27 protein-coding genes are annotated in these 22,537 nt (G+C 60.5%); 19 read left to right on the plus strand and 8 right to left on the minus strand.

Features of this window, described 5'->3' with window-relative positions:
- The first annotated feature begins 31 nt into the window (after positions 1 to 31).
- The 11 genes from D3242_RS22865 (at position 32) to D3242_RS22915 (ending at position 12,482) form a co-directional block, all read left to right on the plus strand.
- Entirely contained in the window at positions 32 to 973 is a 942-nt protein-coding gene (locus tag D3242_RS22865) for a phage tail tube protein (protein WP_064982668.1), read from the plus strand.
- Positions 970 to 1,197 carry a hypothetical protein gene (locus tag D3242_RS22870; protein WP_064982670.1) on the plus strand — a complete coding sequence of 76 codons (228 nt, stop codon included), beginning with the start codon at positions 970 to 972 and terminating at the stop codon, positions 1,195 to 1,197. The genes D3242_RS22865 and D3242_RS22870 overlap by 4 nt, the downstream gene beginning before the upstream one ends.
- A gap of 82 nt (positions 1,198 to 1,279) precedes the next feature.
- Positions 1,280 to 1,747 (plus strand): hypothetical protein, encoded by a 468-nt coding sequence (locus D3242_RS22875; protein ID WP_064982673.1) that lies wholly within the window; start codon positions 1,280 to 1,282, stop codon positions 1,745 to 1,747.
- Positions 1,748 to 1,890: 143 nt separating this feature from the next.
- The gene (locus D3242_RS34490; protein ID WP_425374464.1) at positions 1,891 to 2,097 is read left to right on the plus strand and encodes a hypothetical protein; all 207 of its coding nucleotides are present in this window, start codon (positions 1,891 to 1,893) and stop codon (positions 2,095 to 2,097) included.
- A 15-nt stretch (positions 2,098 to 2,112) separates the two neighbouring features.
- The gene (locus D3242_RS22885; RefSeq protein WP_064982677.1) at positions 2,113 to 5,070 is read left to right on the plus strand and encodes a hypothetical protein; all 2,958 of its coding nucleotides are present in this window, start codon (positions 2,113 to 2,115) and stop codon (positions 5,068 to 5,070) included.
- 3 nt (positions 5,071 to 5,073) lie between these two features.
- Positions 5,074 to 5,829 carry a hypothetical protein gene (locus D3242_RS22890; RefSeq protein ID WP_064982681.1) on the plus strand — a complete coding sequence of 252 codons (756 nt, stop codon included), beginning with the start codon at positions 5,074 to 5,076 and terminating at the stop codon, positions 5,827 to 5,829.
- A 3-nt stretch (positions 5,830 to 5,832) separates the two neighbouring features.
- Positions 5,833 to 6,465, plus strand: coding sequence for a hypothetical protein (locus D3242_RS22895; protein WP_064982683.1), 633 nt, complete (start codon positions 5,833 to 5,835; stop codon positions 6,463 to 6,465).
- A 7-nt stretch (positions 6,466 to 6,472) separates the two neighbouring features.
- On the plus strand, positions 6,473 to 6,880 hold the full coding sequence (locus tag D3242_RS22900; RefSeq protein ID WP_064982685.1) for a DUF6950 family protein: 408 nt from the start codon (positions 6,473 to 6,475) through the stop codon (positions 6,878 to 6,880).
- Complete coding sequence (locus D3242_RS22905; protein WP_064982687.1) at positions 6,865 to 9,147, plus strand: phage tail protein; 2,283 nt, start codon at positions 6,865 to 6,867, stop codon at positions 9,145 to 9,147. The genes D3242_RS22900 and D3242_RS22905 overlap by 16 nt, the downstream gene beginning before the upstream one ends.
- A gap of 51 nt (positions 9,148 to 9,198) precedes the next feature.
- On the plus strand, positions 9,199 to 11,319 hold the full coding sequence (locus D3242_RS22910; RefSeq protein ID WP_064982689.1) for an SGNH/GDSL hydrolase family protein: 2,121 nt from the start codon (positions 9,199 to 9,201) through the stop codon (positions 11,317 to 11,319).
- Positions 11,320 to 11,378: 59 nt separating this feature from the next.
- On the plus strand, positions 11,379 to 12,482 hold the full coding sequence (locus tag D3242_RS22915) for an acyltransferase family protein (RefSeq protein ID WP_064982691.1): 1,104 nt from the start codon (positions 11,379 to 11,381) through the stop codon (positions 12,480 to 12,482).
- Here D3242_RS22915 and D3242_RS22920 read toward each other — a convergent pair.
- Together D3242_RS22920 and D3242_RS22925 are read right to left on the minus strand one after the other, a co-directional pair.
- Positions 12,463 to 12,756, minus strand: a complete 294-nt coding sequence (locus D3242_RS22920; protein ID WP_064982693.1) for a hypothetical protein — start codon at positions 12,754 to 12,756, stop codon at positions 12,463 to 12,465. The genes D3242_RS22915 and D3242_RS22920 overlap by 20 nt on opposite strands.
- Before the next feature lie 28 nt (positions 12,757 to 12,784).
- Positions 12,785 to 13,066: a hypothetical protein gene (locus tag D3242_RS22925; protein ID WP_147377475.1), complete on the minus strand. Its 282-nt coding sequence runs from the start codon at positions 13,064 to 13,066 to the stop codon at positions 12,785 to 12,787.
- A gap of 84 nt (positions 13,067 to 13,150) precedes the next feature.
- Here D3242_RS22925 and D3242_RS34380 point away from each other — a divergent pair, with 84 nt between their 5' ends.
- From D3242_RS34380 to D3242_RS22940, 3 genes are all read left to right on the plus strand, one after another.
- Positions 13,151 to 14,251: a glycosyl hydrolase 108 family protein gene (locus tag D3242_RS34380; RefSeq protein WP_167470451.1), complete on the plus strand. Its 1,101-nt coding sequence runs from the start codon at positions 13,151 to 13,153 to the stop codon at positions 14,249 to 14,251.
- Positions 14,251 to 14,568, plus strand: a complete 318-nt coding sequence (locus D3242_RS22935; RefSeq protein ID WP_064982697.1) for a hypothetical protein — start codon at positions 14,251 to 14,253, stop codon at positions 14,566 to 14,568. The genes D3242_RS34380 and D3242_RS22935 overlap by 1 nt, the downstream gene beginning before the upstream one ends.
- A gap of 148 nt (positions 14,569 to 14,716) precedes the next feature.
- Positions 14,717 to 15,088 (plus strand): DUF1515 family protein, encoded by a 372-nt coding sequence (locus D3242_RS22940; protein ID WP_223217939.1) that lies wholly within the window; start codon positions 14,717 to 14,719, stop codon positions 15,086 to 15,088.
- Between the two features lies 1 nt (position 15,089).
- Here the strand turns inward: D3242_RS22940 and D3242_RS22945 are convergent, their stop codons facing one another.
- Both D3242_RS22945 and D3242_RS22950 read right to left on the minus strand, forming a co-directional pair.
- Positions 15,090 to 15,449 carry an excalibur calcium-binding domain-containing protein gene (locus D3242_RS22945; protein ID WP_064982701.1) on the minus strand — a complete coding sequence of 120 codons (360 nt, stop codon included), beginning with the start codon at positions 15,447 to 15,449 and terminating at the stop codon, positions 15,090 to 15,092.
- 98 nt (positions 15,450 to 15,547) lie between these two features.
- On the minus strand, positions 15,548 to 15,775 hold the full coding sequence (locus D3242_RS22950; RefSeq protein ID WP_064982703.1) for a hypothetical protein: 228 nt from the start codon (positions 15,773 to 15,775) through the stop codon (positions 15,548 to 15,550).
- Between the two features lie 86 nt (positions 15,776 to 15,861).
- Between D3242_RS22950 and D3242_RS22955 the strand changes: the two genes are divergently transcribed.
- The gene (locus D3242_RS22955; RefSeq protein ID WP_064982704.1) at positions 15,862 to 16,746 is read left to right on the plus strand and encodes an ATP-dependent DNA ligase; all 885 of its coding nucleotides are present in this window, start codon (positions 15,862 to 15,864) and stop codon (positions 16,744 to 16,746) included.
- 341 nt (positions 16,747 to 17,087) lie between these two features.
- Here the strand turns inward: D3242_RS22955 and D3242_RS34385 are convergent, their stop codons facing one another.
- On the minus strand, positions 17,088 to 17,333 hold the full coding sequence (locus D3242_RS34385) for a hypothetical protein (protein ID WP_064982706.1): 246 nt from the start codon (positions 17,331 to 17,333) through the stop codon (positions 17,088 to 17,090).
- Between the two features lie 255 nt (positions 17,334 to 17,588).
- Here D3242_RS34385 and D3242_RS22970 point away from each other — a divergent pair, with 255 nt between their 5' ends.
- Positions 17,589 to 17,882, plus strand: a complete 294-nt coding sequence (locus tag D3242_RS22970; RefSeq protein WP_064982709.1) for a response regulator transcription factor — start codon at positions 17,589 to 17,591, stop codon at positions 17,880 to 17,882.
- 10 nt (positions 17,883 to 17,892) lie between these two features.
- Here D3242_RS22970 and D3242_RS33625 read toward each other — a convergent pair whose 3' ends face one another.
- Entirely contained in the window at positions 17,893 to 18,339 is a 447-nt protein-coding gene (locus tag D3242_RS33625; RefSeq protein ID WP_155772692.1) for a hypothetical protein, read from the minus strand.
- A gap of 92 nt (positions 18,340 to 18,431) precedes the next feature.
- On the opposite strand from D3242_RS33625, the gene D3242_RS22980 reads away from it, so the two are divergent.
- Entirely contained in the window at positions 18,432 to 19,742 is a 1,311-nt protein-coding gene (locus D3242_RS22980) for a DUF6161 domain-containing protein (RefSeq protein WP_064982713.1), read from the plus strand.
- Positions 19,743 to 20,305: 563 nt separating this feature from the next.
- Positions 20,306 to 20,509, plus strand: coding sequence for a hypothetical protein (locus D3242_RS22985; RefSeq protein ID WP_064982716.1), 204 nt, complete (start codon positions 20,306 to 20,308; stop codon positions 20,507 to 20,509).
- 147 nt (positions 20,510 to 20,656) lie between these two features.
- Here the strand turns inward: D3242_RS22985 and D3242_RS22990 are convergent, their stop codons facing one another.
- Positions 20,657 to 20,866, minus strand: coding sequence for a hypothetical protein (locus D3242_RS22990; RefSeq protein ID WP_019857723.1), 210 nt, complete (start codon positions 20,864 to 20,866; stop codon positions 20,657 to 20,659).
- 32 nt (positions 20,867 to 20,898) lie between these two features.
- Between D3242_RS22990 and D3242_RS22995 the strand changes: the two genes are divergently transcribed.
- A complete protein-coding gene (locus D3242_RS22995; RefSeq protein WP_223217741.1) occupies positions 20,899 to 21,462 on the plus strand; it encodes an inorganic diphosphatase in 564 nt (187 codons plus the stop codon).
- A 294-nt stretch (positions 21,463 to 21,756) separates the two neighbouring features.
- Here D3242_RS22995 and D3242_RS23000 read toward each other — a convergent pair whose 3' ends face one another.
- Entirely contained in the window at positions 21,757 to 22,527 is a 771-nt protein-coding gene (locus D3242_RS23000; RefSeq protein ID WP_038646358.1) for an SDR family NAD(P)-dependent oxidoreductase, read from the minus strand.
- Positions 22,528 to 22,537 lie beyond the last annotated feature (10 nt).

Consider the following 22,537-nt stretch of genomic DNA (forward strand, 5'->3'; position numbering starts at 1 on the left):
CGGTCTTTCTGAAAACCAAAGGAGAAGCACCATGTCGTTCGCTGACGGCAGTCAAGTCCGTTTGGCCGACGTGTCGGAAGCGACGCCCGGCACCATTCCGGCCACCCCGGCATTTCAGGTAACGCGCTACCGCACGGCCAGCGTGCGCATCAACAAGCAGACCGACATTTCCGACGAGGTCCGCTCCGATCGCAACGTGCCCGGCATCACCGATGTCGGCCGTGCGGTCACCGGCACGATCGAAACCAGGTTTTCCTACAATACCTACAACACCTGGCTGGAGCGTCTGCTCTGCTCGACCTTCGTGACAGGCGTGCTGAAGAACGGCATCACCCACAAGACCGGCGCGCTGGAATTCACCTATGAGCAGGGCACGACCGACAGCTATATCAGGTACACCGGCTGCCGCTGGAACACGCTCGACCTCAACATGCGCTCCCGCGCCCCGGTGCAGGCGTCATGGGGCATCATGGGCATCGACAGCCCGACCCCGACCACCGCCATCATCGCCGGCGCCACCTATGCCGCCCCGACCACGACGGAAGACTTCAACGCCGGTCTCAATGTCGCGGCCCTGTCGATCACCTCTGCGGCCCTGGTGTCGTCGCCCAAGGTGCAGGCGATGAGCCTGCGCATCACCAACAACATCTACCAGGTCGACGTCGTCGGCTCCTACGCGCCGTATGGCCACGGCCTTGGCCGGTTTGAAGTCAGCGGCACCATGACTGTGCTGTTCGAGAGCCTGGCCGCCTACACCGCCATCCTCAATCATGAGGACGTGACGATCGGCTTCACCTTGCAGGACAAAGCGGGCAACTCGCTGCAGTTCGCCCTGCCGAAGGTGAAGTTCCTCGACGGCGGCCCCGCCGCTCCCGGCAACGGCCAGCCTGTCGTCATCGAAGTTCCTTTCCAGGGCTTCTATGACTCGAGCTCGGCCGCGACCATCACCATCACCAAGACGGATGCACCATGATGCGCAAGCCAAATAAAGCCGTCCAGCCGACCGGCGCTGGACCTGTAGCCATCCTCCCGCTCACTGACTTCCGTGCCGATCCATGGGGCACAGGGAACGAAAAAGCCGTTGCGTTCCGCGCCGGTATCCTGTCCTCGCCGGTGCCGGCCGAATTCGCACAAAAGGCGCGCGATGACGGCAGGGCCGCTCCGGCCTCCGAACCTGCCCCCGAAAAGCAGGATTGATCAGTCCTCAAGACTGGTTTCTGCGCAGAACGGCCGGAGCGTTCGGGCGCTCCGGCCACAATCCTCCCGAAAGGATAGATCAATGACCAACCAGACCGATGGGCAAAAGCCCAGAGACCTTGTGAAGCTTTCATCGGTGAAAGCCGATCTCGAACGCGAGGAAAAAGGCGACTGGATACCTTCACCGGATTTCCCCGGCGTCGAGTTCAACGTGTCATCGCTGCACCTTCCCGCCTACCAGACCGCGCTTGCGCTCATGGAGCAGCGGCTTGCCCGCGCCTACAAAGGTAGTCCGGTGCCGCCGCACATCCGCACCGTCGAGGTCGGCAAGCTGCTTCACAAGCATATCCTGCATGACTGGCGCGGTTTCGATGAGCCGTACAGCAAGGATGTCGCCCGCGGGATGATGTGCGAGCCGGAAGGCCGCAACTTCATCGCCGGCGTCCAGAACTGCGCCGCCATGGTTTCGCTCACCGACGTCGAGTTCGTCGAGGAAGCGGGAAAAAACTCCTCGAGGCCTTCCGCGACAGGATCTGGCGAGAAGGCCTAGACCCCGAACGGCAGGACTGGCTTGAAGAGCTGGCGGCCGAAGAAGACGCCGAAGACTGGGTCATCAAGGCAGCGTTTCCCGCCGGGCGCATAGAGTTCGAGCCGGAGCCTTGGCATCGTCTTTATTGGCAGGCGTGGGAAGCGATCCGGTTTGACCGCTTCTATGGCGCCATGGGTGGCGAGGGTCCGATCCCCTACATGGTGATCAGAACCTATGCCGACGATCATGGCATATCGGGCGACGACTTCAAGCTGTTCCGGGCCTTTCTCAAGATCCTCGACGACGCCTGGCTGTTGCATGTCGCAAAGCGCGACAGGCCTCCGCCAGAAAGCGTTCCTCCATCCTCATAGGTTTGCGGGAATCTCATGGTCCAGCAATTGTCATCCCTGCGGGTCGCGCCCGAGCTTGACGCCACCAAATACACGGCTGGTGCCCAGCAGAAGGTCGCGGCCGACAAGGCCATGGCGGCGTCCAACCGCGAGGTTGCCGCCACCGCTGCGCAGACGGATGCCAAGATCGTGCAATCCGGCGACGTGCTTGCCCGCCTGTCGCGGCAGTTCGTCGACGGCTATGCCTCGGCGCAGCGCATGAATTCGGCGCTGAACTCGCTGTCGCGCGGGATCGACAGCGGCAAGATCAAGATGGAGCAGGCGGGGCCGATTCTCGACGGCATCTATCGGAAATTCCAGCTTGCCGGCGACGCGTCGCTGTTCATGGCGCGTGGCCAGACCGAACTTGCCGCCGCGGTCTCTGCCGCCAATGCCAAACTCGCCGCGCAAAAACAGATCGCGCCGGCCAACAGCAATGGCGGCAGCGATACCTTCCGCCGCACCAATCTCGGCTACCAGGCTTTCGACATCGGCCAAGGCCTCGCCGCCGGCACGCCGCTGGCGATCATCGCGGCGCAGCAAGGGCCGCAGATTGCTCAGATGTATGCCGCACAAGGCGGGCTCAACGCGCTGCTGAAGGATAGCGCCGGCATCCTTGGCGGCGTAGCGCGCGCCGCCGGGCCGTGGATAGCTGCTCTCGCCGCCATATACGGGGCCTACAGGCTCATCGCCTCCTTTTCCGCCGAGGCGTCGCTTGGCGTGGACAGTGCGACCCGTGCACTTGCCGCACAGGCTTCTTCGGTCGAGTCCATCGACGGCAAGATCAAGGATCTGGTTTCGATCCAGAGCGAGTACCAGAAGGCGATCACCACGACTGCCGACGCGCAGTCGGCCGCGTCGGCGTCGATCGTCGCCAGCACACAGCGGGAATTCGACGCCAAGAAACAGTTGCTGGAACTGGAGCTAAAGCGGCAGGAAGCGTCGATCAAGCTGCAGGAATCGGAGCTGGCGATTGCCGGCCTTCAACTGCGCAAGAGCGTCAACCAGCAGGTGTTCACGCGCAGCGACCTCGAGCGGCAGGGCTATGCCGATCCTCGCATCAATGGCGGTATCCCCTTCGTGCGTCTGCCGGACGATGTCACCGGCCTGCAGAAGACGCAGGACGTACTCGAAAACAATCCGCTGTTCGACAAAATCAAGGAATTGCAGGCAAACCTGCAACTGACCGAGCTGGGCGCCGAGCGGCTGCGCGAAGCGGTCAAGAAGGTGTTCACCGATGCCGGCGGCGTCGGCGGCCCGACCTTCGCCGGCGGCAACATCCCCATCCCGCATTTTCGTGGGGTCGACGACAATCCGGCCGATCAGGATTTCATGAATGATTTCGGCAAGTCGTCGTCGCGCCAGATATCAGACCTGCAGAACCAGGCGACGGCGCTCGGCCTGACGGGTGCGGCGCTGGAGGCCTTCACGTTCAAGCAGCAGGCGCTGAATGCCGCGCTTGCGCAGAATATCGAACTCGGCCCCGACCAGGTCGCCATCATCGACAAGCAGGCCAAGGCCTATGGCGCGGTCGCCGAGGCCCTGGCACGCGCGCGCCTTGACAAGGACCTTGCCTTTGAGCGCGACCAGATGTTCCGTTCGGCGCAGGATCAGCAGATCGCATCGCGCCAGCAGGGTGCCGGTCTCGCCGTCGACCTCAATTCGCCGGCGGCGCAGCAGATGCGCGATATCGCCAAATTCAGCGATGCCAAGGAATTGGCAACCGGCTTCCTGACCGATTTCAAATCTGAGCTGCTGCGCAATGGCGGCGATGTCGGCAAGGCGCTCGGCACGTCGATCCTCAACGCGCTGACCAAGTCGATGGACGATCAGCTGGGCAAGATCTTCGACACCATCGCGTCCTGGCTTGCATCGGCGATCACCGGACAGCGGCCGGGTGCGGGCGGCGCGGCCTTCGGGACCGCCGGCGGCTTCGCCGACATGATCTTCGGTTCGGCCGCCAACGACAACTATGCGGCCGGCGCGGTCACGCGTGCGCCTCTTTCCGCCGTCGGCAACATGGCATCCTATGCCGCGGCGATCCGCTCGATCGAGAGCGCAGGCAGCGGCGGCTATTCGGCGCTCGGTCCTGTGCTGAAAAATGGCAACCAGGCGCTCGGCGCCTACCAGGTCATGAAGAGCAACCTGCCGTCATGGTCGAAAGAGACCTTCGGCGAGGTGATGTCGCCAAAAGACTTCCTGTCCAATCCAGGCGCACAGGACGCGATCTTCGAAAAGCAGTTCGGCAAATACCTGTCCAAGTATGGCAATCCGCAGGACGCCGCGTCGGCATGGTTCACTGGCGGACCCCTTTCCACCGGCGCCAATTCCAAGGATGTCTTGGGCACGTCGGGATCGGTCTATGTCGACAAATTCAACGCCGCCGTCGCCAAGGCGTCCGACAGTCTCGGCGGTCTCGACAGTACCGTCACTAACACGGTCAAGAGCCTTGCCAGCGGCATTGACGGCAAGGGCGGTCTTGCCTCCATCCTGGATGGGCTCAAGCCGCAGAATTTCCAGGCCAACACCACGCTGTCCGACATTCTCGGCTATACCGGCGGGGGCACGGCATCAGGATCTTCCGGCGGCGGTTTTCTCGGCTCGCTGCTCGGCTTCATCCCGAAACTGTTCGGTTTCGCCGGCGGCACGGATTTCGCGCCTGGCGGCCTGGCCCGGATCAACGAGCAGGGCGGCGAGATCGTCGACCTGCCGCGCGGCTCGCGTGTCATCCCGCATGATGTTTCGATGCGCATGGCGGCCAATGCCAACCGGCCGGCACCTGCCCAACCGACAAAGATCGAACTCCATACGCACATCTATGGCGCCAGTGGCGATGACCATATCCGCACGCTGTCCAGGCAGGGTGCGCAAGAGGCGATCAGCGAGTATCACCAGGGCCAGATCAGCGGCGGCTTTGGCGAGACGCAGCGGCGCTACACGTCGCAGAAGGGTTGAGCGATGGGGCGCTATACAGATCTCCCCACACTCGACATCGACTTCCTGAAACCGGCCCGTCTGTCCTTCGACACCAAGGGCGGCGGACTTGAGGGCGGACGCAACGGCCTCGGGGAATCAGTCACCATCGAAACCAGCGGCGGCGGCGTGCTTGTCGGCTCCTATGAAAGCTGCTTCATCCAGGCGCGTGAAGAGCACGAATATATCAACTGGGTTGCTGCCTGGATGAACAGCGGTGTGCGGTTCATGAATGTGCCGATCAAGTCGGACTGGATGGGGCCGTTTCCAGTCGATTCCCGCAACATCCCGCGTCCCATCATCGGCGGCATTCCGCATTCCGATGGCGCCCTGTTTGCCGATGGCGCCGGCTACAGCCAGACGACAGTGATTGCCAATATGGATGCCGCCGCGCTCAATGCCGGAAAGATCACGCTTCGAATCTATGGCGCCGCCCGCAATCTGCGCTGGTCCGACTGGTTCTCGATCTACCATCCAAACAAGGGTTGGCGCGCCTATCGAAATTGGGATCACACTGACCCCGTTCCGGCCTTTGAGACCATCGACGGCGTGGCGCGTGCCGGCCAGCGCTACACGCTGTCGCTCGATCGTCCGCTGCGCGAGGCGGTGACCCAGGGAACCCGTGTCGAATTCGCGCGGCCACGCTGCGTCATGAAGTTTCCGCCCGGCTTCACGCTGCCCTGGGAGGTCCAGGGGTTCTGGCGGGCGTCGCCGACACTGCAATTCGTCGAGGGCTTCTGAACCATGGCCTGGCAGGACCTTGTCGGCTCCTACAGCCTGCAATATGTGCCGCAATCCGTTCTCGACCGTATGGCGTCGAGCCATATGCTAGGCATCTTCTTTCGACTCGATACGGACCCCGGCCTGCACATATGGGCCGGTGTCAACGACATCCCGGCCGGCTTCGACAGCCTCGACGAGAACGGCACGGTCTATCTCGGCGGCGGCCGGCTGCTCAACGTTCCGACGCTCGAGGTGCTGGTCAACGGGCAGAGTTCGAGCGTCGAATTCGGCATCTCCGGCATCGATCCCGATACCGCGGCCAAAGTCCTCGACACCATGCCGGATGTGCGCGGCAAGGATCTTAAGATCGGCATCACCACGCTCGACGATTATTACCAGCCGACGAGCCCGATCATTGCGCTGTGGACGGGAACGGCATCACATCCGACGGAATCGAGCCTGGCAGTGTCCGGCTCTGAAAACCCGACGACGACGATCACGCTGGCCACGGTATCTGGAAACAACACCAGGTCGCGGGCGTCGCTGGTGCTGTGGTCGGGGCCACACCAGAAGGCGATGTATCCGACCGACAAATTCTGCGACGGCACGGCGCGCCTGGCGCGCGGCGTCGCGCCGGCTTGGCCGAATTACTGAGGCATCCATGACGCTGCAAGAATATATCCGGCTGCCGCATCGGTGGCAGTGGGGGTACACCGACTGCACGCTGTTCGCGGCCGACTGGGTTGTCGCCGCGACGGGCAAGGATCCCGGTGCCGAATTGCGCGGCACCTATTTCGACGCTGATGCCGCTGCCGCCATCCTGCGCGCCTCTGGCGGCGCCGAACGGCTGGTCGGTGCGAAACTCTCCGCTCTGGGCTTCCATCGCGTCCAGACAGCGCGTGACGGCGATATCGGCATGGTCCTGGCTATGACCGGCTTCGACGCTGCCGGCGCCAGGGTGAAGGAAATCCCGGCCATCCGCTTCGGCCCGCTCTGGGCCGTCATGTCGGCGCGCGGCGTCATGGTCAAGCATCTCCATTGGACCGGCGTAGCATGGCGCATAGCGTGAACCCGTTCGACGATGCGCTGCGCAAGGCGCTGACGACAGCGTCGCGCAAGGGCACATACAATCCCGGCATCGGCGCCTTCGAGACGGCGACGACGCAGGAGATCGTCGCGCAGGGCTGGAGCGGCGAATATCGCTGGCCCGTTCATCGTGACCCGATCTTCACGCCGATCTTCACCGCCATTCTGGGCAGCGGCGGTTTCTCGCTCTTCGGCGCAACTATTTCCTACGCGGCGATCGCCTCGGCGATCGTCACCACGGCGATCGTCGCCGGCGTGCAATATCTCCTCACGCCGAAGCCGCCGAAACCGGAGGATGGCCGTGCGCCGCTGACGCAACCGATCCCCTATCGCTTCTGGGGTGTTGGCGAGGCCAGGCTGGCCGGCGCGATGATGCTGTGGGAAGCGCTCGACAACCGGATGTTTTCGGTGCAGGCCATCGTCGGACATCGCATCAATGCCTACACCGGCTTCTATCTGAACGATGACAAGGTTGAAGTCATCGGCGGTCACGTTCAATCCCCCGGCGGCGGTCGCTACGTCGACGACGACAGGGATCTTGTCTTTGTCTACCCCGTCCTTGGCCTAGTGCCAGAGACGCCGATCGCCGATTTCGTTACCATCTTAAGCGGCCAAGGCATCTGGACGAACAATCATCGTGGCGACGGACAGGCCTCCATCGGCATGCTCTGCGTCGGCCCCGGGGCTGATAATTTCCTGAAGTCCTTCCCCTATGGCAAGCCGGCACTGTCCGTCGTTGCCGAGATGGCCCTGGTCTGGGATTTCCGCAACCCGTCGCAAAGTCCGGAAGACCCATCAACCTGGGCGTTCTCCCGCAATCCGATCCTTCACCTCGCCTGGCACGAATGCTTCAATCCGTTCGGCACCAAGCGCGACTTTCGCAAGGCGCTGCTGCCTGTTCTCGACATGTGGCAGGAGGAAGCCGATGTCTGCGACGAGGACGTGCCAAGGGCTTCCGGCGGCACGGAAAAGCGCTACGAGTGCGGCGGTTTCGACACAACCGAACACGATCCGAAAAGCGGCACCAATGCCATCCTGGCGACCTGCGACGGCTGGATGTGCGAACGCGGCGATGGCGCCTTGCTTGTCGTCGCCGGCAAGTTCCGCGAAAAATATGTCGCCACGCTGACCGATGCCGACATCGTCGGCCACACCGTGCAGCATGACGTGTTGCCGGAGGAAGAGGTCAATCAGTTCATCCCGAAATTCACCTATCCGGCGACCGATTACACGACGACGGATACCGACTATTTCGAGGATACCGCAGCACAGATCGCGGCTGGTCGCGTGCTGCCGCAGGATGGCAATTACATCTGGTGCCAGCAATGGCGCCAGGCGCGCCGGCTGGGCAAGCGCGAATTTGCCCGTGCGCGGGCCAAGAAGCGCGGCACGCTTGACGTCAGGTTCACTGGCATCAATGCCATCTACGCGCCATGGGTTCGGCTGAACACGCCGCGTCGGTTGCCGTCGCTCACCGGCAAGCTGGTCAACAACCGGCGGTCTGTCCTGTCGGTGTCGCGCGGTGGCTTCCAGATGACCTTTGTGATGATGCCCGACGATATCGACGCCTGGGACCCGGCCGTCGACGAGGGATCGGCGCCGCCTGTGCCGCCCAAGCCGGTATCGGATGGCATTCCGATCCCGATCATCGACACAGCGGTTGCAGTCTCCGGGGGCGGCAGCGTGTACATCCGCGTCGCGCTGATCGATCCGAACCGGATCGATCTCACGCCGGTTGTCCACTACAGGATATCGGATGTCGGCGGTGGCGTTCCCGGCGCCTGGGTCGAACAGAAGTTCCCTGGCGCGACGCCGTCGGCCGGCCTGCTCGTCCTCAACACCAATCCCGTGCCTGCCAACAACTCGATCGACGTCCAGGCCGCCTATATTGGTGCCGACAATAGCTACGGCACCTGGACTAGCACCGTGACGCTGGTCTCGACGGTCGATACGACGCCGCCCGGGGCGGTCACCAGCGTTGTCGCCACGGGCGGCGTCGGCCAGGTCGCGCTGACCTGGAACACGCCGAATTCCGGCAACTATGTCGCGACCAACATCAGGCGCAACACCGTCAACAATGAGGGCACCGCTACCCTCGTTCGCACCGAATACGGCGCGCCGTCATCGGCCGACGCCTGGACGGACACCGGGCGCGCGGCAGGCACCTATTACTATTGGCTGCGCTCGGCGAACGGATCCGGTGTGGAGAGCACCACAAGCGTCGCCACCGGGCCGAAGGTCGTCACCTAAAGCCCCTCGATCATTCTCATTCGCCGTTCTTCGCGAAAAGGAAAACCATCCATGGCAGTCGTACCCTTCAACACGCTTTTCGCTGACGGCCCTGCCGGCAACCCGTATCAGCCGCCGAAGCAAGACCTTCGCGACACCTTCAATGATCTGAATGGGCGGATCAGCACCGTCAGTGACTCGGTCCACTACTCGACCGAATTCGGATTTGTTGATGACGGCGTGGCCGGCGTTAATACTGGCACCAACAATGACGCCGCTTGGGCTGCGGCAAAGGCAGCGCTCACGAATGGCGAAACCCTTGTCATGGTCCGGCAGAACACCGGCGTGTTCTACTTCGCGACGACGAGCGATTTTACCGGCATCCCTATCGATGCCACGAGCAATCCGACCTTCAACGGACCGAACGTCTACAACGACAGGACGTCAGCGGAAGTCGCTGCCGGCGGACCCCCCATTACGATCGTAGGGGCGGGTAGGCTTACTTCGATCAGCACATCGCTGAACGTCACATACCGTCGCCATGCGGAGCCAGTGGCAAAGGTGGATTTCCTCACCGATGGCGATGTTGCTTACGACGAGCCGACTGTGGTGGACATGTCGGCGGCGGCGGTCACTATGCTGAAATACGCATGGCCGAACGGCAACACTACTTCTGCGACGTCAACTGGCATCACCAAGACGACAAACGACATTCAGATCAACAGGGCTACGGCTGACAATTCCGTTCTTATGTTCGCTGGCGTAGTGCCTGAAGCCGCATGTCAATACTCGTGGGTGGTTGGTCCAAACGTCAATGACGTTCCCTTTGCGGTGCTCGCCTTTGATGGCGGCTACCATGCTGTCTATGCGGCCCTCAACTCGCGTGCCATCCACAAGAAGCTGACGGCAGCCAGCACGTTCACAGAGGTCAATGTTCCAGATTTCGGCGCGAATATTACGCCAGAGACGTCGTACACGTTCGCTCAAGGATCGATCACGGTAGACCTTATCACCCCCACGAAATACCAGGTTGGCCTAAACGGCGTGGTGTTCGCGGAGGGGGACCTCCCTTCGCCTGCATTGTATGTCGGGCCTGGCCTGTTTTTTGGGCCAAGTCAGACGGGCACGTCTCATTTCTTCAATATGGTGAAGGTGAAGAACCCTAGCCGCCTAGCGCCTCGCCCAATCCGCGCGTTGTTCGTCGGCGACAGCAAAATGGACCCGGTTTTCCAAGGGTGGCCAGACGATATTGCGCGAATCATGCAAGGTTCGATGGGGGTGCAGTGGGAATATACAAAAAACATCGCTGTAGCGGGCGAGACCTTGGCTCAGCAGCTTACTCGCATCCTTGCTCTAGACATGACGGGTTATACCGATGTGTTCATTGGCCTTGGCACCAACGATGCCCAAGGTATCACCTCGCAAACCACATTCGATACCAATTTGGGTGCTATGTTTGACCAAGCCCGCAGTTTAGGCGCGCGAGTTACAGTCTTGCTTACGCCCGCATTCTACAGTCGCGCCGACGCATACGGGGTGACGGGCTTCGTCAATCAGGGTCAGGCCTCGGTCAATGGCGCAGCTGTCCCCGCGTATCGAGAGATCATCAGACGCAAAGTTGCTTCTTATCGAGATTTAGGCTTCAAATTTGCCCTCGTGGATGCCGGGAAGATATGCGGTCCTACTCTTGCGCAGTATCTGACTTGGGCTTCCACGTGGAGTGGGAGTCGTGTCGACACCAACGTCTTTGACAATATCCACGAGGGGCGCACCGCTCGCACCAAGATAGCCCAGGCGTGCGCAAGAGCTGCCTTTGGGCTGGCGACGCCGGCAAGGACGAAGAAATATCCTAGTCTTTTAACGTCGGCCGTCCCGGCTTCCTGGTTCGCAAACAGTTGGACGGCTTCGTCTCCTGCAGCGGTCTTTTGGATTGATGAGCGCGGCTATAAACACCTTGACGGAGTGATCCAGGCGAATGCTGGCCCTCTCGCAGACGCTACGGTGGTTATGACCCTGCCGACCTACATGAAGCCGGTGCGGAACATTCAGCTTTCTGCCGTTGGTTCCAAGGTGGCGACGGCAGGGCAGGCAAATCAGACTTGGGTTGAAATCCTGGCAACCGGCGATGTCCGCGTCTACGGCGTTGATCCCACGAACAAGTTCGTCCGCCTGTCAGACGCTCATTGGGAGTGAAAGTTGCCGCCTCGGCTCTGTGCTGCTATGCCACCTGCCGTCAGAAATAGTCAGGTGGCATGTTTTACAAGAATGTCCAGGGACTCCGCGCCATCGCGGCGTTGATGGTGGTGTTCACCCACTCTTTCTACCCGCTCGTCCCTATGCGGAATCATTGGTCGCAGTACGTCGGGGCCATCGGCCCCTCCGGCGTCGACCTCTTCTTCGTGATTTCCGGCTTCGTGGTTTTCCTGTCCGCTGACAGGCTGGGGAGGAAAGCCAACGTCACCGGAAGGTGGCGGGCCTTGCGAGAATTTGTGGTGAGGCGGGTTTTCCGAATTTACCCCGTGTATCTGACAGCGTTCCTCATCGCATCGCTGGTGCTAGTTCTGATGCCTGCTGCTGAGTTATCCCCGGCGGGCATGAAGCAGCAACCATGGTGGAAGCTGGCGCTGCTCATTGCCCAGCCGAACAATCGCATTCTGGCTGCTTGGACATTACAGTACGAGATGACGTTCTATGCGGTGTGCGCTCTGGGTATTTTGCTATTCCCGCGCCGCATCGTGGCCATCATCGCTCTTTGGATGGCAACTGTTCTCTACATCTGGAGCGCCGGCATCTACGTGAATTCGGTGTTTACCGCGCCTATCGTGCTCGAGTTCGCGTTCGGAATTATCGTCGCGTTGCTGGTCGAGAGGAAATTCTCGGAGTACGCCTTGTCGTCCTTGGTCTTAGGGTTTGGCGGGCTGATCATCGGCGCGATCTGTTATCGTTTCCACGATCCGAAGGGCGCGTGGGCTTTGCCTGTGATGTGGCGGACTGTGTGCTTCGGCTTACCGAGTGGTTTCATCGTCTATGGCTTGGTCGCTGTCGAGATGAGGCGGATATGGACGTTCTCAAAAGCTTGGACAGACCTCGGCAACGCTTCCTATTCGCTCTACCTGTGGCATCAACTGCTATTCGCGGTGATGGCGGCCAGCTATGTGCAACTGGGCCTTGTTGGGAAGGTTAGCGAATGGGTTTTGTGGCTGTCCCTGTTCGCGGCGATCTTCCCGGTTAGCTTCATCAGCTATCAATGGGTCGAGCGATGGTTCAACGAAGCTGAATGGGTGGCTCGGTTGGCCGGCGCCACGCGAAAGAAGCCTGCCGCAACGGTAACTGATCTCAAGGCCGAGACGGTGTAGGCATCGGCGGCCCGCCGATCAAATCGTTGAAGGCGATTTCCTCATCCTGGGTCATATGCCGGTATTCCCATGCGCTGCCATTCCATCGGCTCATGATGGGACTTCCAGCGACCTCAGTGCCGTCGCTGACAACGACGGGATCAGATGGCGCGTAGAAATGCCATTCGCCGTCCTTGATCTGGCTCTCGCCTCGGCTGATCCACGCAAAAAAGACCAAGACCGCCAACACGCCGGCAATACGCGCTGCAACCAGTTCGGCCCTGTTCTTAACCATAGGTCTGATATAGCCACTTTGACGTTGCCTAGTCCACCTTCCGCAGCGCTTCGCGCACTACGTCGGCATCGTTGCTCTCGCCGCTCTTCAGCACGACCCAGACACCATCAACAAGCACCAGCCGGCCGCCGTCATAGGTGTTGATCTCTGATGTCCGTAAGGCCCTCGCCAGAATGCTGGCGCTGGCTTTTGCCCAAGGCATGCTGAGATAGGTTGAGTTCCCCGTTGGCCCATCATTGTCGGCGGCAGGCGCCCTGAGATCCAACGGGATTTCATCCGGCAGTTCATCATCGTCCGGCTTCCTCGCCATCGCATCGGCCTCCTCTGCGGCCGGCAACCATAGCCAAAATCCGAAACCAAACAACCTGCCCGATTAGGGCGGAAAGGACCTGTCATGGACCGCAACTTCGCGCGGGCGCTTGCTCTCGTTTTGAAATCCGAAGGTGGCTGGAGCGACAACCCGAAGGATCCCGGCGGACCGACTATGACGGGCGTGACGTTGGCCAATTTCCGCCGCTATGTGAAGGCCGACGCCACCAAGGCCGACCTGAAGAAGATCACCGATGCGCAGATCGCCACGGTCTACCGACGCTTCTATTGGGATGCGGTGGCCGGCGCCGAGTTGCCGGATGGCGTCGACTATGCCGTGTTCGACTTCGCTGTGAACAGCGGGCCGGGCAGGGCGGCGAAATACCTGCAGGCGGTTGCCGGCGTCGCGCAGGATGGCCGCATTGGTCCTGCGACACTTGCCGCGGTCGAGGCCAAGCCGGCTGGTGTTATTATCGACGGCGTCTGCGACGATCGCCTGGCGTTCCTGAAGAAGCTGCCGACCTGGGGAGAGTTCGGCAAGGGCTGGTCCGATCGCGTCAAGTCGGTGCGCGCCAATGCGCTCAAGATGACGGCACAGTCAGCCGGGGCTTCGCCAGTGACGCCAACCGCTCCGGATCCTGCCCCGGTCGACCTGGCTGCCGCTGTGCCGGCCGTCGCCAAGGATACGATCGCGCGCGTGCAGCAGCAGCTCAAGGATCTCGGTTATACCGAAGTCGGCGGCGTCGACGGCAAGACCGGCACAATGACAGCGACCGCCATCCGGGCTTTCCGCGCCGAGAATGGCCTACCGCCTGGCGACGGCATCGACGACGATCTGCTGCTCGCCTTGCAGAAGGCCAAGCCGCGCGTGCTGGCGCCGGCGCGCACCGACGCCACGCCCGAGGTCGTGCGCGACAAGGTGCCGGAGGTGCGCACCAACTGGCTGACCAAGGTCGGCGCTTTCTTCACCGGCCTCGTGGCGCTCGTCGGGAGCTTCTTTGACGGCATCCTCGGCAACCTCGGCGCGGCAAGCGGCTACATCCAGCCGGTTAAGGACGCCGCCGGCGATTTGCCCGGCTGGGTCTGGATGTTGGCGATCGCGGTGGTCGCCGGCGGGCTCTACCTAGTCGCGCGCCATGGCGAGGCCAAGGGCGTCGAGGCGTTCCAGACCGGGGCGCGCCGCTGATGGGCGCCCTGGTTGCGGCGGGCGAGGTTCTGTCGCTCACCCTCAAGTACTGGAAGCTCGTAGCGCTCGCAGCGCTCATCGCCGCCGTGCCGATCGCCTACCTGGTCGGACACGGCCGGGGTGACAGCTCCGGATATTCCCGCCGCGTTGCCGAAGTCGCGGCAGCCGATCTCAAAGCCGAACTGGAAAGGAAGGGCGACAATGCGAAGCTCGCTGGTATGTCTGACTATGATCTTTGTGTTTCTGGCCTGCGCGGGAGTGGCATGCCAGTCGACGCCTGCGAGCAGCTGCGCGGGCTTCCTGAAAGCAAGCCTTAGCCCGGCCGGCACGGTGGCGCTGATCGACGCCGACCGGCCCGGCTATGAACGCGTGCTGGGCAACGACCGCAACGGCCAGCGCCGCGGCTGCTGGCGCTAGCATTGAGGGGCGGGGCTGATGCCGACATCGGGAACGAAAAGCTTGGAAATGATGATCGGCGGCCTGCTGCAAGCCACGCAGGATATGCAGCGGGACATCACCGAGATCCGCCGTGACATCAAGGACAGCGATGCGCGAGCCGCGCTGAGCTACGAACAATCGGAACAACGTGCCGCAGCCAGCCGCGCGAAAATGTACCAAAAGACCGATGAGCTGGTTGAACGCGTGACCGCCACCGAAAGCGCGGTCAGCAAGCTCAACGCCGACATGACCAGCGTCAAGGAAGTGACTGCCGAGGTGACACGCTGGAAGCTGATGGGGCTTGGCGCTCTTGGTGTTACCGGGATGGCAGCGGCGGCGCTGGCTTCGCTGGTCACCGCCTACTGGGGCGATATCTGGCGCGTGCTGCGCGGCGGTTAGCCTACTCGCACCCGACCCCATCATGGTCGCGGTCCAGTTTGTTTGTATCGGGTCCGATGATCCTTACGGGGCCGACAACAACCGGATTGTTTCCCTTGCCGCCAGCGCAGTCCAGGTCGCCTCCACTGCGAGAGGTCAAGCGCCGGTAGTTGTTGACAACGGCGACAGCGCGGGCGCCATCGCCTTCGATGTGAGTGTTCTGGCTATTGGGATTGAACGGATCGACCGTCTGCATAATCGCGTTGGCGTGGTTGGCGTCTCCAGATGCCAGTGTCACGCTATCGTAATGGTTTAAGTAATCGGCTGAGCAGCCGGATACGAATAGGGCAGCAGAAATTGCTGCTACGAAATAAAAGCGCATGAAAATTCCCCCATCACTTGGGGATACTATGCGCCTAGTGCGATTTTGTCGAATCGCGTGCTTGCCCGCTCCGGTTCGCCGGGGCGGGCTTTTGCGTTTCATTTGTGCGCGATGTTCGGCGCTGGCGGCTTCGTGGCCGCGCGAAGCTGCAATCGCTCGACCGTAGCGACAATCGCCGCGGCGATGGCTTCCGCCTCATCAATCAAGCCAGGGCCATAAATGCCGTTCACGGCTTCCTCGCTTGGCAGCACGCCGGGCGGGCAATGCTCTTCCACCGTCTCCCTGATCAGCCGCAAGGCGGCACGTCCTTCGGGATCGTTCTTCATGCTCGACCGAACACGCTGGCGCGTTGAAAGTTCCGGAACTATTTTAGCTCAATCTTATTTAATGGCGGTCTGTCAGAGTTCCGTGCATGCGTTTGAAGTTCGTCGCGCCCTTGATGCCGACCTTGGTCAACCAGCCGCCGGAAGGCGACGGCTGGATTCACGAAGTCAAGTTCGATGGCTACCGCTCGCAACTGATCATCGACGAAGTCGGCACCAGGATCTACACCCGCAACGGCCATGACTGGACCGCGAAATATCGCGACCTGGTGCAGGAGGCGAGGGGCCTCGGGGCGGAAAGCGCCATTGTCGACGGCGAGATCATCGTGCTCAACGAAGCCGGGCTTTCCGACTTCGGCGAGTTGCGCAAGGCGATCACCCGCCGGCAACATGACCTCTATTTCGTCGCCTTCGATCTGCTGCACCTCAATGGCCACGATTTGCGCGACATGGCGCTCGAGGAACGGCGCGAGATCCTGGCCAGCATGATCGAGCCTGGCGGCCGGATCCAGTTCAGCGAGCCGCTGCCGGGCGAAGCCAAGGCGATCTTCCACCTGGTCGACCAGGCCGGCCTTGAAGGAATGGTCTCGAAGCGGCGCGAGAGCAGATACCGCAGCGGCCCGTCAACGAACTGGCTGAAGGCGAAATGCTATACGGTCGAGGAATACGAGCTGCTAGGCGTCGAGCGTGAGGCCGGCAAGCCGGCCTTTGCCCTGATGGCGGATCGGGCGACAGGCCGCTATGTCGGGTCGGCCTTCATCAACTCCAGCCGGGCCATCCGCGAGCGGCTATGGAAGCGCGTCCAGGAGCACGCCGCGCCGGCGCCGAAGGGCATGAAGCGGCCGGCGACGCAATGGGTAAAGCCTGGCATCATCGGCCGCGTGAAACACTTGCGCGGCGAGGAGGATTTGCGGCATGCTTCCCTCCAGGACTTTCGGGAGGAAGATGGTGCCAATCCGACGAGTGGCGAGTGACGCCGGTATATTCGACGAAACCGAATTAGCACTCCTCGGCAGGGTTTTCGACAAGCTGAAACTTGAGCAACGGTTACCGGACACCCTCGATGCGATCGCATCGCGGGTCATCGCAAACTATATGGCCGGCATCAAAGACGAGGCTGAACTCCTCTCGCTTTCGCGATGGCCGCTCCGTCGCTAGGATTGTCAAGGCGGCCCGGCCAGCCTTCAGGTTGACACAGGGCGACTAGCCGGGCCAAGCCGGCCATTTGAGGAAGCCGGGCGAACAGCAATCCTACTCTCCCGTCGTCTTCTTTCAATTGAAAATGAATGTACGATTTTTACGGAGTCGTGATTCGCTAGAACGGCTTGCCCGCACGCATCATCGCCCGAGCAATGGCAAGCTCAGCTTCCGTCCTAGCGTTCTCTTTCTGGGTCATGTTGTCGGCCGCGATCAGCCGCTTCAATGACCGCAGCGTTTCGCCGCGCGACCATCCGGCCTCCAGCATGCAATCGACGATGGCTTGGAAGCCGGGCTCCATCGCCTCCTGGCAGTCGATGGAGCGGTCTGGATACTCGCTAGCTTCTCTTGGTCGACCAATCATCTCGCCCCCGCCAAATAGCTGTCGCCGCGTTCGCGATGCTCGAAGCAAAACCAGTGCGATGCCTGCCTCGGCTTCGCGTATCCGAACGGCGCGCGTTTTCGCACTCGTCAAACTCGCAGACGTGATTTTCGATCCGCTCATGCGCGAACCGCAGTGCGGGTAAGCCGTCAGTTTGGCGGGCGGGTTCATCACTCATGGCTAAAAGATTCCATAAGCCGTCTTGACGTTCAAGGAAAATGTTCCTTTTCTGTTCTCATGGCGCACGACCCGATCGACACGCTGGGCAAGGCCACCCGGCACAATATGCTCGTCAAGGCGGAATGCAGCTGTGGCAACGTCCGCTACTGCCGTTCCGCCGATCTGATGATGGTCTATGGCGGCGGCGTTGATCCGCTGAAGCTCAAGTTCGACTGCAACCGATGCAAGCCCGACATAAAGATCACGCTGCTCGAGGTGCATCCCGAGCACCTTCCCAAGAAGCTGATGATCCACAAGCCGATGAAGGTCGACGGCAAGATCACCTGGTACACGGAACGGTTCCGTGGCTAGCGACCGTCTCCTAGTCCGATCCGCCTATCAACGCGGCTGGCAGATAGTCGATGGCAGCGCGATCGTGGAAACGTTCGAGACGAAGGAAGACGCCTTCCAATGCCTTGTCGATCGCGGCGCGCGAGTTCACCTCTCTTGGAAACGGACCGTCATCGCCGGGGCCGAGGTGCCATATGACTTCTGTGCCGAGTTTCAGAGCAAGTATGCAGGCCGCATCAGGAAAGAGCTGCATGGCCCTGGCGTTGGCAAGTGGTTCTGGTTCAGCGGCTCGTCCAGCGGCAGCGTGGACACGAAAGATGAAGCCGTGTTCGGCGTTGAACGCGCATACACCCGCAAGATCGCCGGCGCGGACTTGCCTCGATAGCCGTCCGACGGTTTTGCATTTCGGACCTAACTTATTGAAATCAACGAGCAGGTTTTCATCGATTTTACAGCAAAATCCTTGGATTACTGTCAAAGGGCTAGCTTCCCAAGCTGACAGCATAGACCCTGCTATTGCTTTGAAAACAGCATTCTGCAAAGTGTTGCTGGGGATAAAGGGGGGGAGCGATGGAAATTGGCACTTACAGGATAGTTCGGTCCGTTCTTCGAGATCGCGAGTATGCGCCAGGCGGCCCGAACGCCAGAGAGGCCATCTCCCTATACTCTAGTCGTCAGCTCAATGTTTATCAGGCCATTATCAATGCATTCTACCAGAAATCGGAAGACAAGAATTCAGATGATAGCAATCACATAATTAAGAGGGTAATAGAGGGAATCGTCCAAAACGCGACAGCTAATGCCCCTGCCCAAATACTGGAAGAGCAGTCCACGCTTGCGCTGAAATCAACTATCCCTGTTGTCACGAATGCAAACGTTGACGTCGTCAGCGCCCTGAAATTATCTGATTTTGGGGAGGACAACCCACTAGTTGCATTTGCAGGTGGCTTAGTTTTTGAAATTAGAAACTCTTATAGTCCACAACCTACCAACACGCCCATTGCAATCGTTCGCGAAATGGCGAGTTATGCGGCATGGCGCGCTATTGACGAAGGATCCAGAGATCAAACTGGTGCTATATTTGACCGACTAAATCAAATAAGTTCTGAGGCTGATCAGGCGGTTCAAAAAGCCAACAAAGACATGGGAGTGGCCGCCAATAATTTTGCGGTCTTAACTGAGCAGCTTCGAACACGCTCAACGACGGCCATTGAGGCTGCGGAGCGGGCCGCGGAACAGGTAGCAGCCTTCCAGCTGCATGCGAAAGACCTACAAGCTCGGTTGGATGGGTTCGAGGCTGATATCCAAGCTAAAAGCCTGGATGCTGAAGAGAAGCTTTCGAGCTTCTTGAATGCAGCGCAAGCTCGCACGGCTTACCGACAGGTTGTCAGTTATTGGTCTGATCGGGCGACAGATTCTTGGCGTGCGTTAGTAATATCTAGCCTAGCATTAGCAGTATTCTTGATTGGTCTTCCGATATTGGCTGTTCTTGAGAATGATACTGTAATTAACTTTCTAAAACATTTGACCGACGCCACCAACGTTCCGCTAGGCTCTGAACCAAACGCAGTCGTGCTGACCGTTGCAACAGTGAGCCGGCTAGTGGTGATCACGATTCCGTTAGCGCTTTACTTTTGGCTGATCAAACTTCTTGTGCGCTTCAACATACGATCGATGCTGCTCATGGATGACGCTCGTCAGCGAGAAACGATCATCGAAACTTACTATAAGATGATCGAGCAGGAAGCGGCAACGAAGGAAGATCGATCGATGATCTTACAGGCTCTTTGTCGCCCGCCTCCCGGCCACGGAGGCGACAATGTCGAGCCTCCTAGCGTGACAGACATAATTGAAAGGGCGGTCGGCAAATCCGTCTCTTAATGTTCTGGCTGCTAAGTGTGCTCTATGTGGAACAACCCATGGATACGAAACGGCCTCCCGCTACCATCGCTCCAGATGGCGGTAAGAGACTCAAACTGCGCCCAGAAAGCGCTCAGATAATCCACCCAAGTGCTCGGTTTCGACGGTAATGTTCGGGCATAAACGGCGTAAAAAAGCCCGGAAATGCGCCGTTCCTGCGGTTTGAACGCTCGTTTACACCGAAGATGTCGGCGGTTCGAGCCCGTCATCGCCCACCATTCCACGTCGTCTTGAAGATGCGATTTGGCCCTTCCTGGAGGCAGGACGATGGGAGCCTGATGCTTCCGAGGATTGAACCTAGATCCGTTTGAAGTCGGTAAGCCCCGCACGTATCCTCTGGCCCTCTGCGAAGGCGAGGGCGAAAGACTCCAGACAGAATGATCGGGTTGGTTCCTCGTCACCGTCGATCATGCGGACGGACCATTCTCCGCAGGCTTTTCGCAGGTTGCGATTTCGCCGATGGGAACGTTAGCAGGGCTTCGAAGTTTCTTGACCGCTAAGGCGACCTTGCGCGGAGGTGGCGGATGAAGACGACAGTTGGACCGGATACCGTCGACGTGGCCAAGGCGGTCGAAACGATGCTCACGGAGCATGACGGCCCTGCCTTTCTATCGATGGCCGAATTCATCGAAGTGCTTCGTCAAAGGACGGGAACGGACCGTTCTGACGCGGATCTGAAAGCCCTCGTCACAAAGAAGGCGGCTGTGCTTGGTATCGTTATGGAGTGAGGGAGGCCAAGCTCGGCTACGCAGCTTGTGCCCGGATGCTGTTTGCGTATCGGCGCGCCTGCATGAGCCATTTCAGTGCTCTTGTTTGCGCGGCGTACAACCCACAGTCAACGCTGCGCGCAAGATCGATTGAACAAGGCCGGCGCGTTACAGCTTGTTCTGCCGCTTTTCGATAGCATAGGATGTCCAGCGGCAGCACATGCCCGCAATCGATGTGGTGGCGCCACCGAACAGGCATGCGGCAAGCACCGGGTCTTGCGAGGCATTTTTCCAGCTGACCACCGCCAGCAATATGACGCTTACCGTCGAGACCACATAGCCGATACCCTTGAGCGCATGCGGCGAAACCTTGACCATTCACACTCTCCCTTCGCTCCAACGTTGAACATTTGTATCGGCACCGGGTTCCGTTCGTTGGTTGCCACGCGGGAACCTTTTGCCTGTTCGCGCGTGCTACTGCGATCTGGGCGCTGGATGGACGAGCCATGACAAACTTTCTGAAACTCCCGGCGAAGTCGCGGAACCTGTTTCGCGTTGTCGTCGAAACGCCGCGCGGAGCAGCCGCCAAGCTCGCCTACGACCCCAAGACGGGCGTCTTTCAATATTCAAGGCCGCTGCCGGTCGGCAACACATACCCTTATGATTGGGGGTTCGTACCTTCCACCGTCGGGGAAGATGGTGATCCGCTCGACGGGATGGTGATCCACCAGGCCGCTACAGCACCTGGCGTGGTCATCAAATTCGATCTGCTCGGCGCATTGCGGGTGAAGCAGAAGGAGCCTGATGGGGCGGTCATCCGCAACGATCGTTATATTTTCTGCCCGCGCAAGGAGGATGCGCCGGACAAGCCCGTGACTGCCGACCATTTGTCGCAGGATTTGCGCCAGGAGATCGAGCAGTTCTTTTTGTCCTCCGTGCTGGGCACGGGCAAGACGATCAAGCTGAAAGGCTGACAGGACGCCAAGGAGGCTGCCAGGTCTCTCGGCAAGGGCGCGAGGGCTTTTCGGCGCAATCGCAAGTGATGGCCTTGTCTTCCGCGATCACACCATAGGCTAACACGGTGACGCGGTTCACAATACAATTGCAAGCGGTCGATTCCTCCGGGATGTAGCCACTCCAAAAGCCCGCCGCGGGTCGCTCCCGTGGCGGGTTTTTCATCATCAGGGGTTGCAGGCCATAGGGGGTGCGAGCTTCCTGACGCCTCTACCCGGCGGATCGCTCCTGCGCCGTCCGAAAGACATGGGCGATCAAGGCGGCACCATCCGGAAATCCTTGCCCTCGGGCAGCAATTGCCCACCATCGACGACAATGGTCGTGCCGGTGATGTAGCTTGCGTCGTCCGAGGCAAGGAACAGGAAGGCATTGGCGACATCGCGCGGACTGCCGAGCCGGCCGAGCGGGATCGAATCCTCCATGTTCTTGATATAAGCGGCGCCGCGATGCTCCTGGATGGCTTCGGTCAGGATGTTGCCGGGCTCGACGCCGTTGACGGTAATGCCGTAGCCGGAGAACTCCAGGGCTGCTGCCCGGATGAAGCCGTTGATGCCTGCCTTTGTCGCCGAATAATGGCCGTGGCCGGGGCTTGTGACATGCGGTCCGGTGATGGAGGAGGTGTAGAGCATTCGTCCGGAGCGCTGCGCCTTCATCGGCACCAGGGCTGCGCGAGTGGCATTGAAGGTGCCGCGCAGATTGACGGCCATGACGCGATCCCAGTCGTCGGTGCTGGTGTTCTCGATCAATTGCCAGGGATAGATCCCGGCATTCTGCACGATGATGTCGAGGTGGCCGTAATGGTTCAGCGCCAGTGTCACCGCGGCCTCGGCGTCGCGCATTTGCGAAATGTCGGTGCCGATGAAGGGGACACCGAGCTCGCTGGCGGTCGCTTGCCCGGCCTCGGCCTCGCTGTCGGCCAGCACGAGTCGTGCGCCTTCTTCGGCAAAGCGCAGTGCGGTGCCCTTGCCGATGCCGCGCGCGCTGCCGATGATCAGCGCCACCTTGTCTTTCAATCGTCCAGCCATGCGAGCCGTC

The sequence above is a fragment of the Mesorhizobium jarvisii genome, from assembly GCF_003601985.1.
In the GTDB taxonomy this organism is placed as follows: Bacteria; Pseudomonadota; Alphaproteobacteria; order Rhizobiales; family Rhizobiaceae; genus Mesorhizobium; species Mesorhizobium jarvisii.

Excerpts from the sequence above, each read along its gene's own strand:
- D3242_RS22865 (WP_064982668.1), top strand. The coding sequence starts at position 32 with ATGTCGTTCGCTGACGGCAGTCAAGTCCGTTTGGCCGACGTGTCGGAA.
- D3242_RS22870 (WP_064982670.1), top strand. The coding sequence starts at position 970 with ATGATGCGCAAGCCAAATAAAGCCGTCCAGCCGACCGGCGCTGGACCT.
- D3242_RS22875 (WP_064982673.1), top strand. The coding sequence starts at position 1,280 with ATGACCAACCAGACCGATGGGCAAAAGCCCAGAGACCTTGTGAAGCTT.
- D3242_RS22885 (WP_064982677.1), top strand. The coding sequence starts at position 2,113 with ATGGTCCAGCAATTGTCATCCCTGCGGGTCGCGCCCGAGCTTGACGCC.
- D3242_RS22890 (WP_064982681.1), top strand. The coding sequence starts at position 5,074 with ATGGGGCGCTATACAGATCTCCCCACACTCGACATCGACTTCCTGAAA.
- D3242_RS22895 (WP_064982683.1), top strand. The coding sequence starts at position 5,833 with ATGGCCTGGCAGGACCTTGTCGGCTCCTACAGCCTGCAATATGTGCCG.
- D3242_RS22900 (WP_064982685.1), top strand. The coding sequence starts at position 6,473 with ATGACGCTGCAAGAATATATCCGGCTGCCGCATCGGTGGCAGTGGGGG.
- D3242_RS22905 (WP_064982687.1), top strand. The coding sequence starts at position 6,865 with ATGGCGCATAGCGTGAACCCGTTCGACGATGCGCTGCGCAAGGCGCTG.
- D3242_RS22910 (WP_064982689.1), top strand. The coding sequence starts at position 9,199 with ATGGCAGTCGTACCCTTCAACACGCTTTTCGCTGACGGCCCTGCCGGC.
- D3242_RS22915 (WP_064982691.1), top strand. The coding sequence starts at position 11,379 with ATGTTTTACAAGAATGTCCAGGGACTCCGCGCCATCGCGGCGTTGATG.
- D3242_RS22920 (WP_064982693.1), bottom strand. The coding sequence starts at position 12,756 with ATGGTTAAGAACAGGGCCGAACTGGTTGCAGCGCGTATTGCCGGCGTG.
- D3242_RS22925 (WP_147377475.1), bottom strand. The coding sequence starts at position 13,066 with ATGGCGAGGAAGCCGGACGATGATGAACTGCCGGATGAAATCCCGTTG.
- D3242_RS34380 (WP_167470451.1), top strand. The coding sequence starts at position 13,151 with ATGGACCGCAACTTCGCGCGGGCGCTTGCTCTCGTTTTGAAATCCGAA.
- D3242_RS22935 (WP_064982697.1), top strand. The coding sequence starts at position 14,251 with ATGGGCGCCCTGGTTGCGGCGGGCGAGGTTCTGTCGCTCACCCTCAAG.
- D3242_RS22940 (WP_223217939.1), top strand. The coding sequence starts at position 14,717 with ATGATGATCGGCGGCCTGCTGCAAGCCACGCAGGATATGCAGCGGGAC.
- D3242_RS22945 (WP_064982701.1), bottom strand. The coding sequence starts at position 15,449 with ATGCGCTTTTATTTCGTAGCAGCAATTTCTGCTGCCCTATTCGTATCC.
- D3242_RS22950 (WP_064982703.1), bottom strand. The coding sequence starts at position 15,775 with ATGAAGAACGATCCCGAAGGACGTGCCGCCTTGCGGCTGATCAGGGAG.
- D3242_RS22955 (WP_064982704.1), top strand. The coding sequence starts at position 15,862 with ATGCGTTTGAAGTTCGTCGCGCCCTTGATGCCGACCTTGGTCAACCAG.
- D3242_RS34385 (WP_064982706.1), bottom strand. The coding sequence starts at position 17,333 with ATGATTGGTCGACCAAGAGAAGCTAGCGAGTATCCAGACCGCTCCATC.
- D3242_RS22970 (WP_064982709.1), top strand. The coding sequence starts at position 17,589 with ATGGCGCACGACCCGATCGACACGCTGGGCAAGGCCACCCGGCACAAT.
- D3242_RS22980 (WP_064982713.1), top strand. The coding sequence starts at position 18,432 with ATGGAAATTGGCACTTACAGGATAGTTCGGTCCGTTCTTCGAGATCGC.
- D3242_RS22985 (WP_064982716.1), top strand. The coding sequence starts at position 20,306 with ATGAAGACGACAGTTGGACCGGATACCGTCGACGTGGCCAAGGCGGTC.
- D3242_RS22990 (WP_019857723.1), bottom strand. The coding sequence starts at position 20,866 with ATGGTCAAGGTTTCGCCGCATGCGCTCAAGGGTATCGGCTATGTGGTC.
- D3242_RS23000 (WP_038646358.1), bottom strand. The coding sequence starts at position 22,527 with ATGGCTGGACGATTGAAAGACAAGGTGGCGCTGATCATCGGCAGCGCG.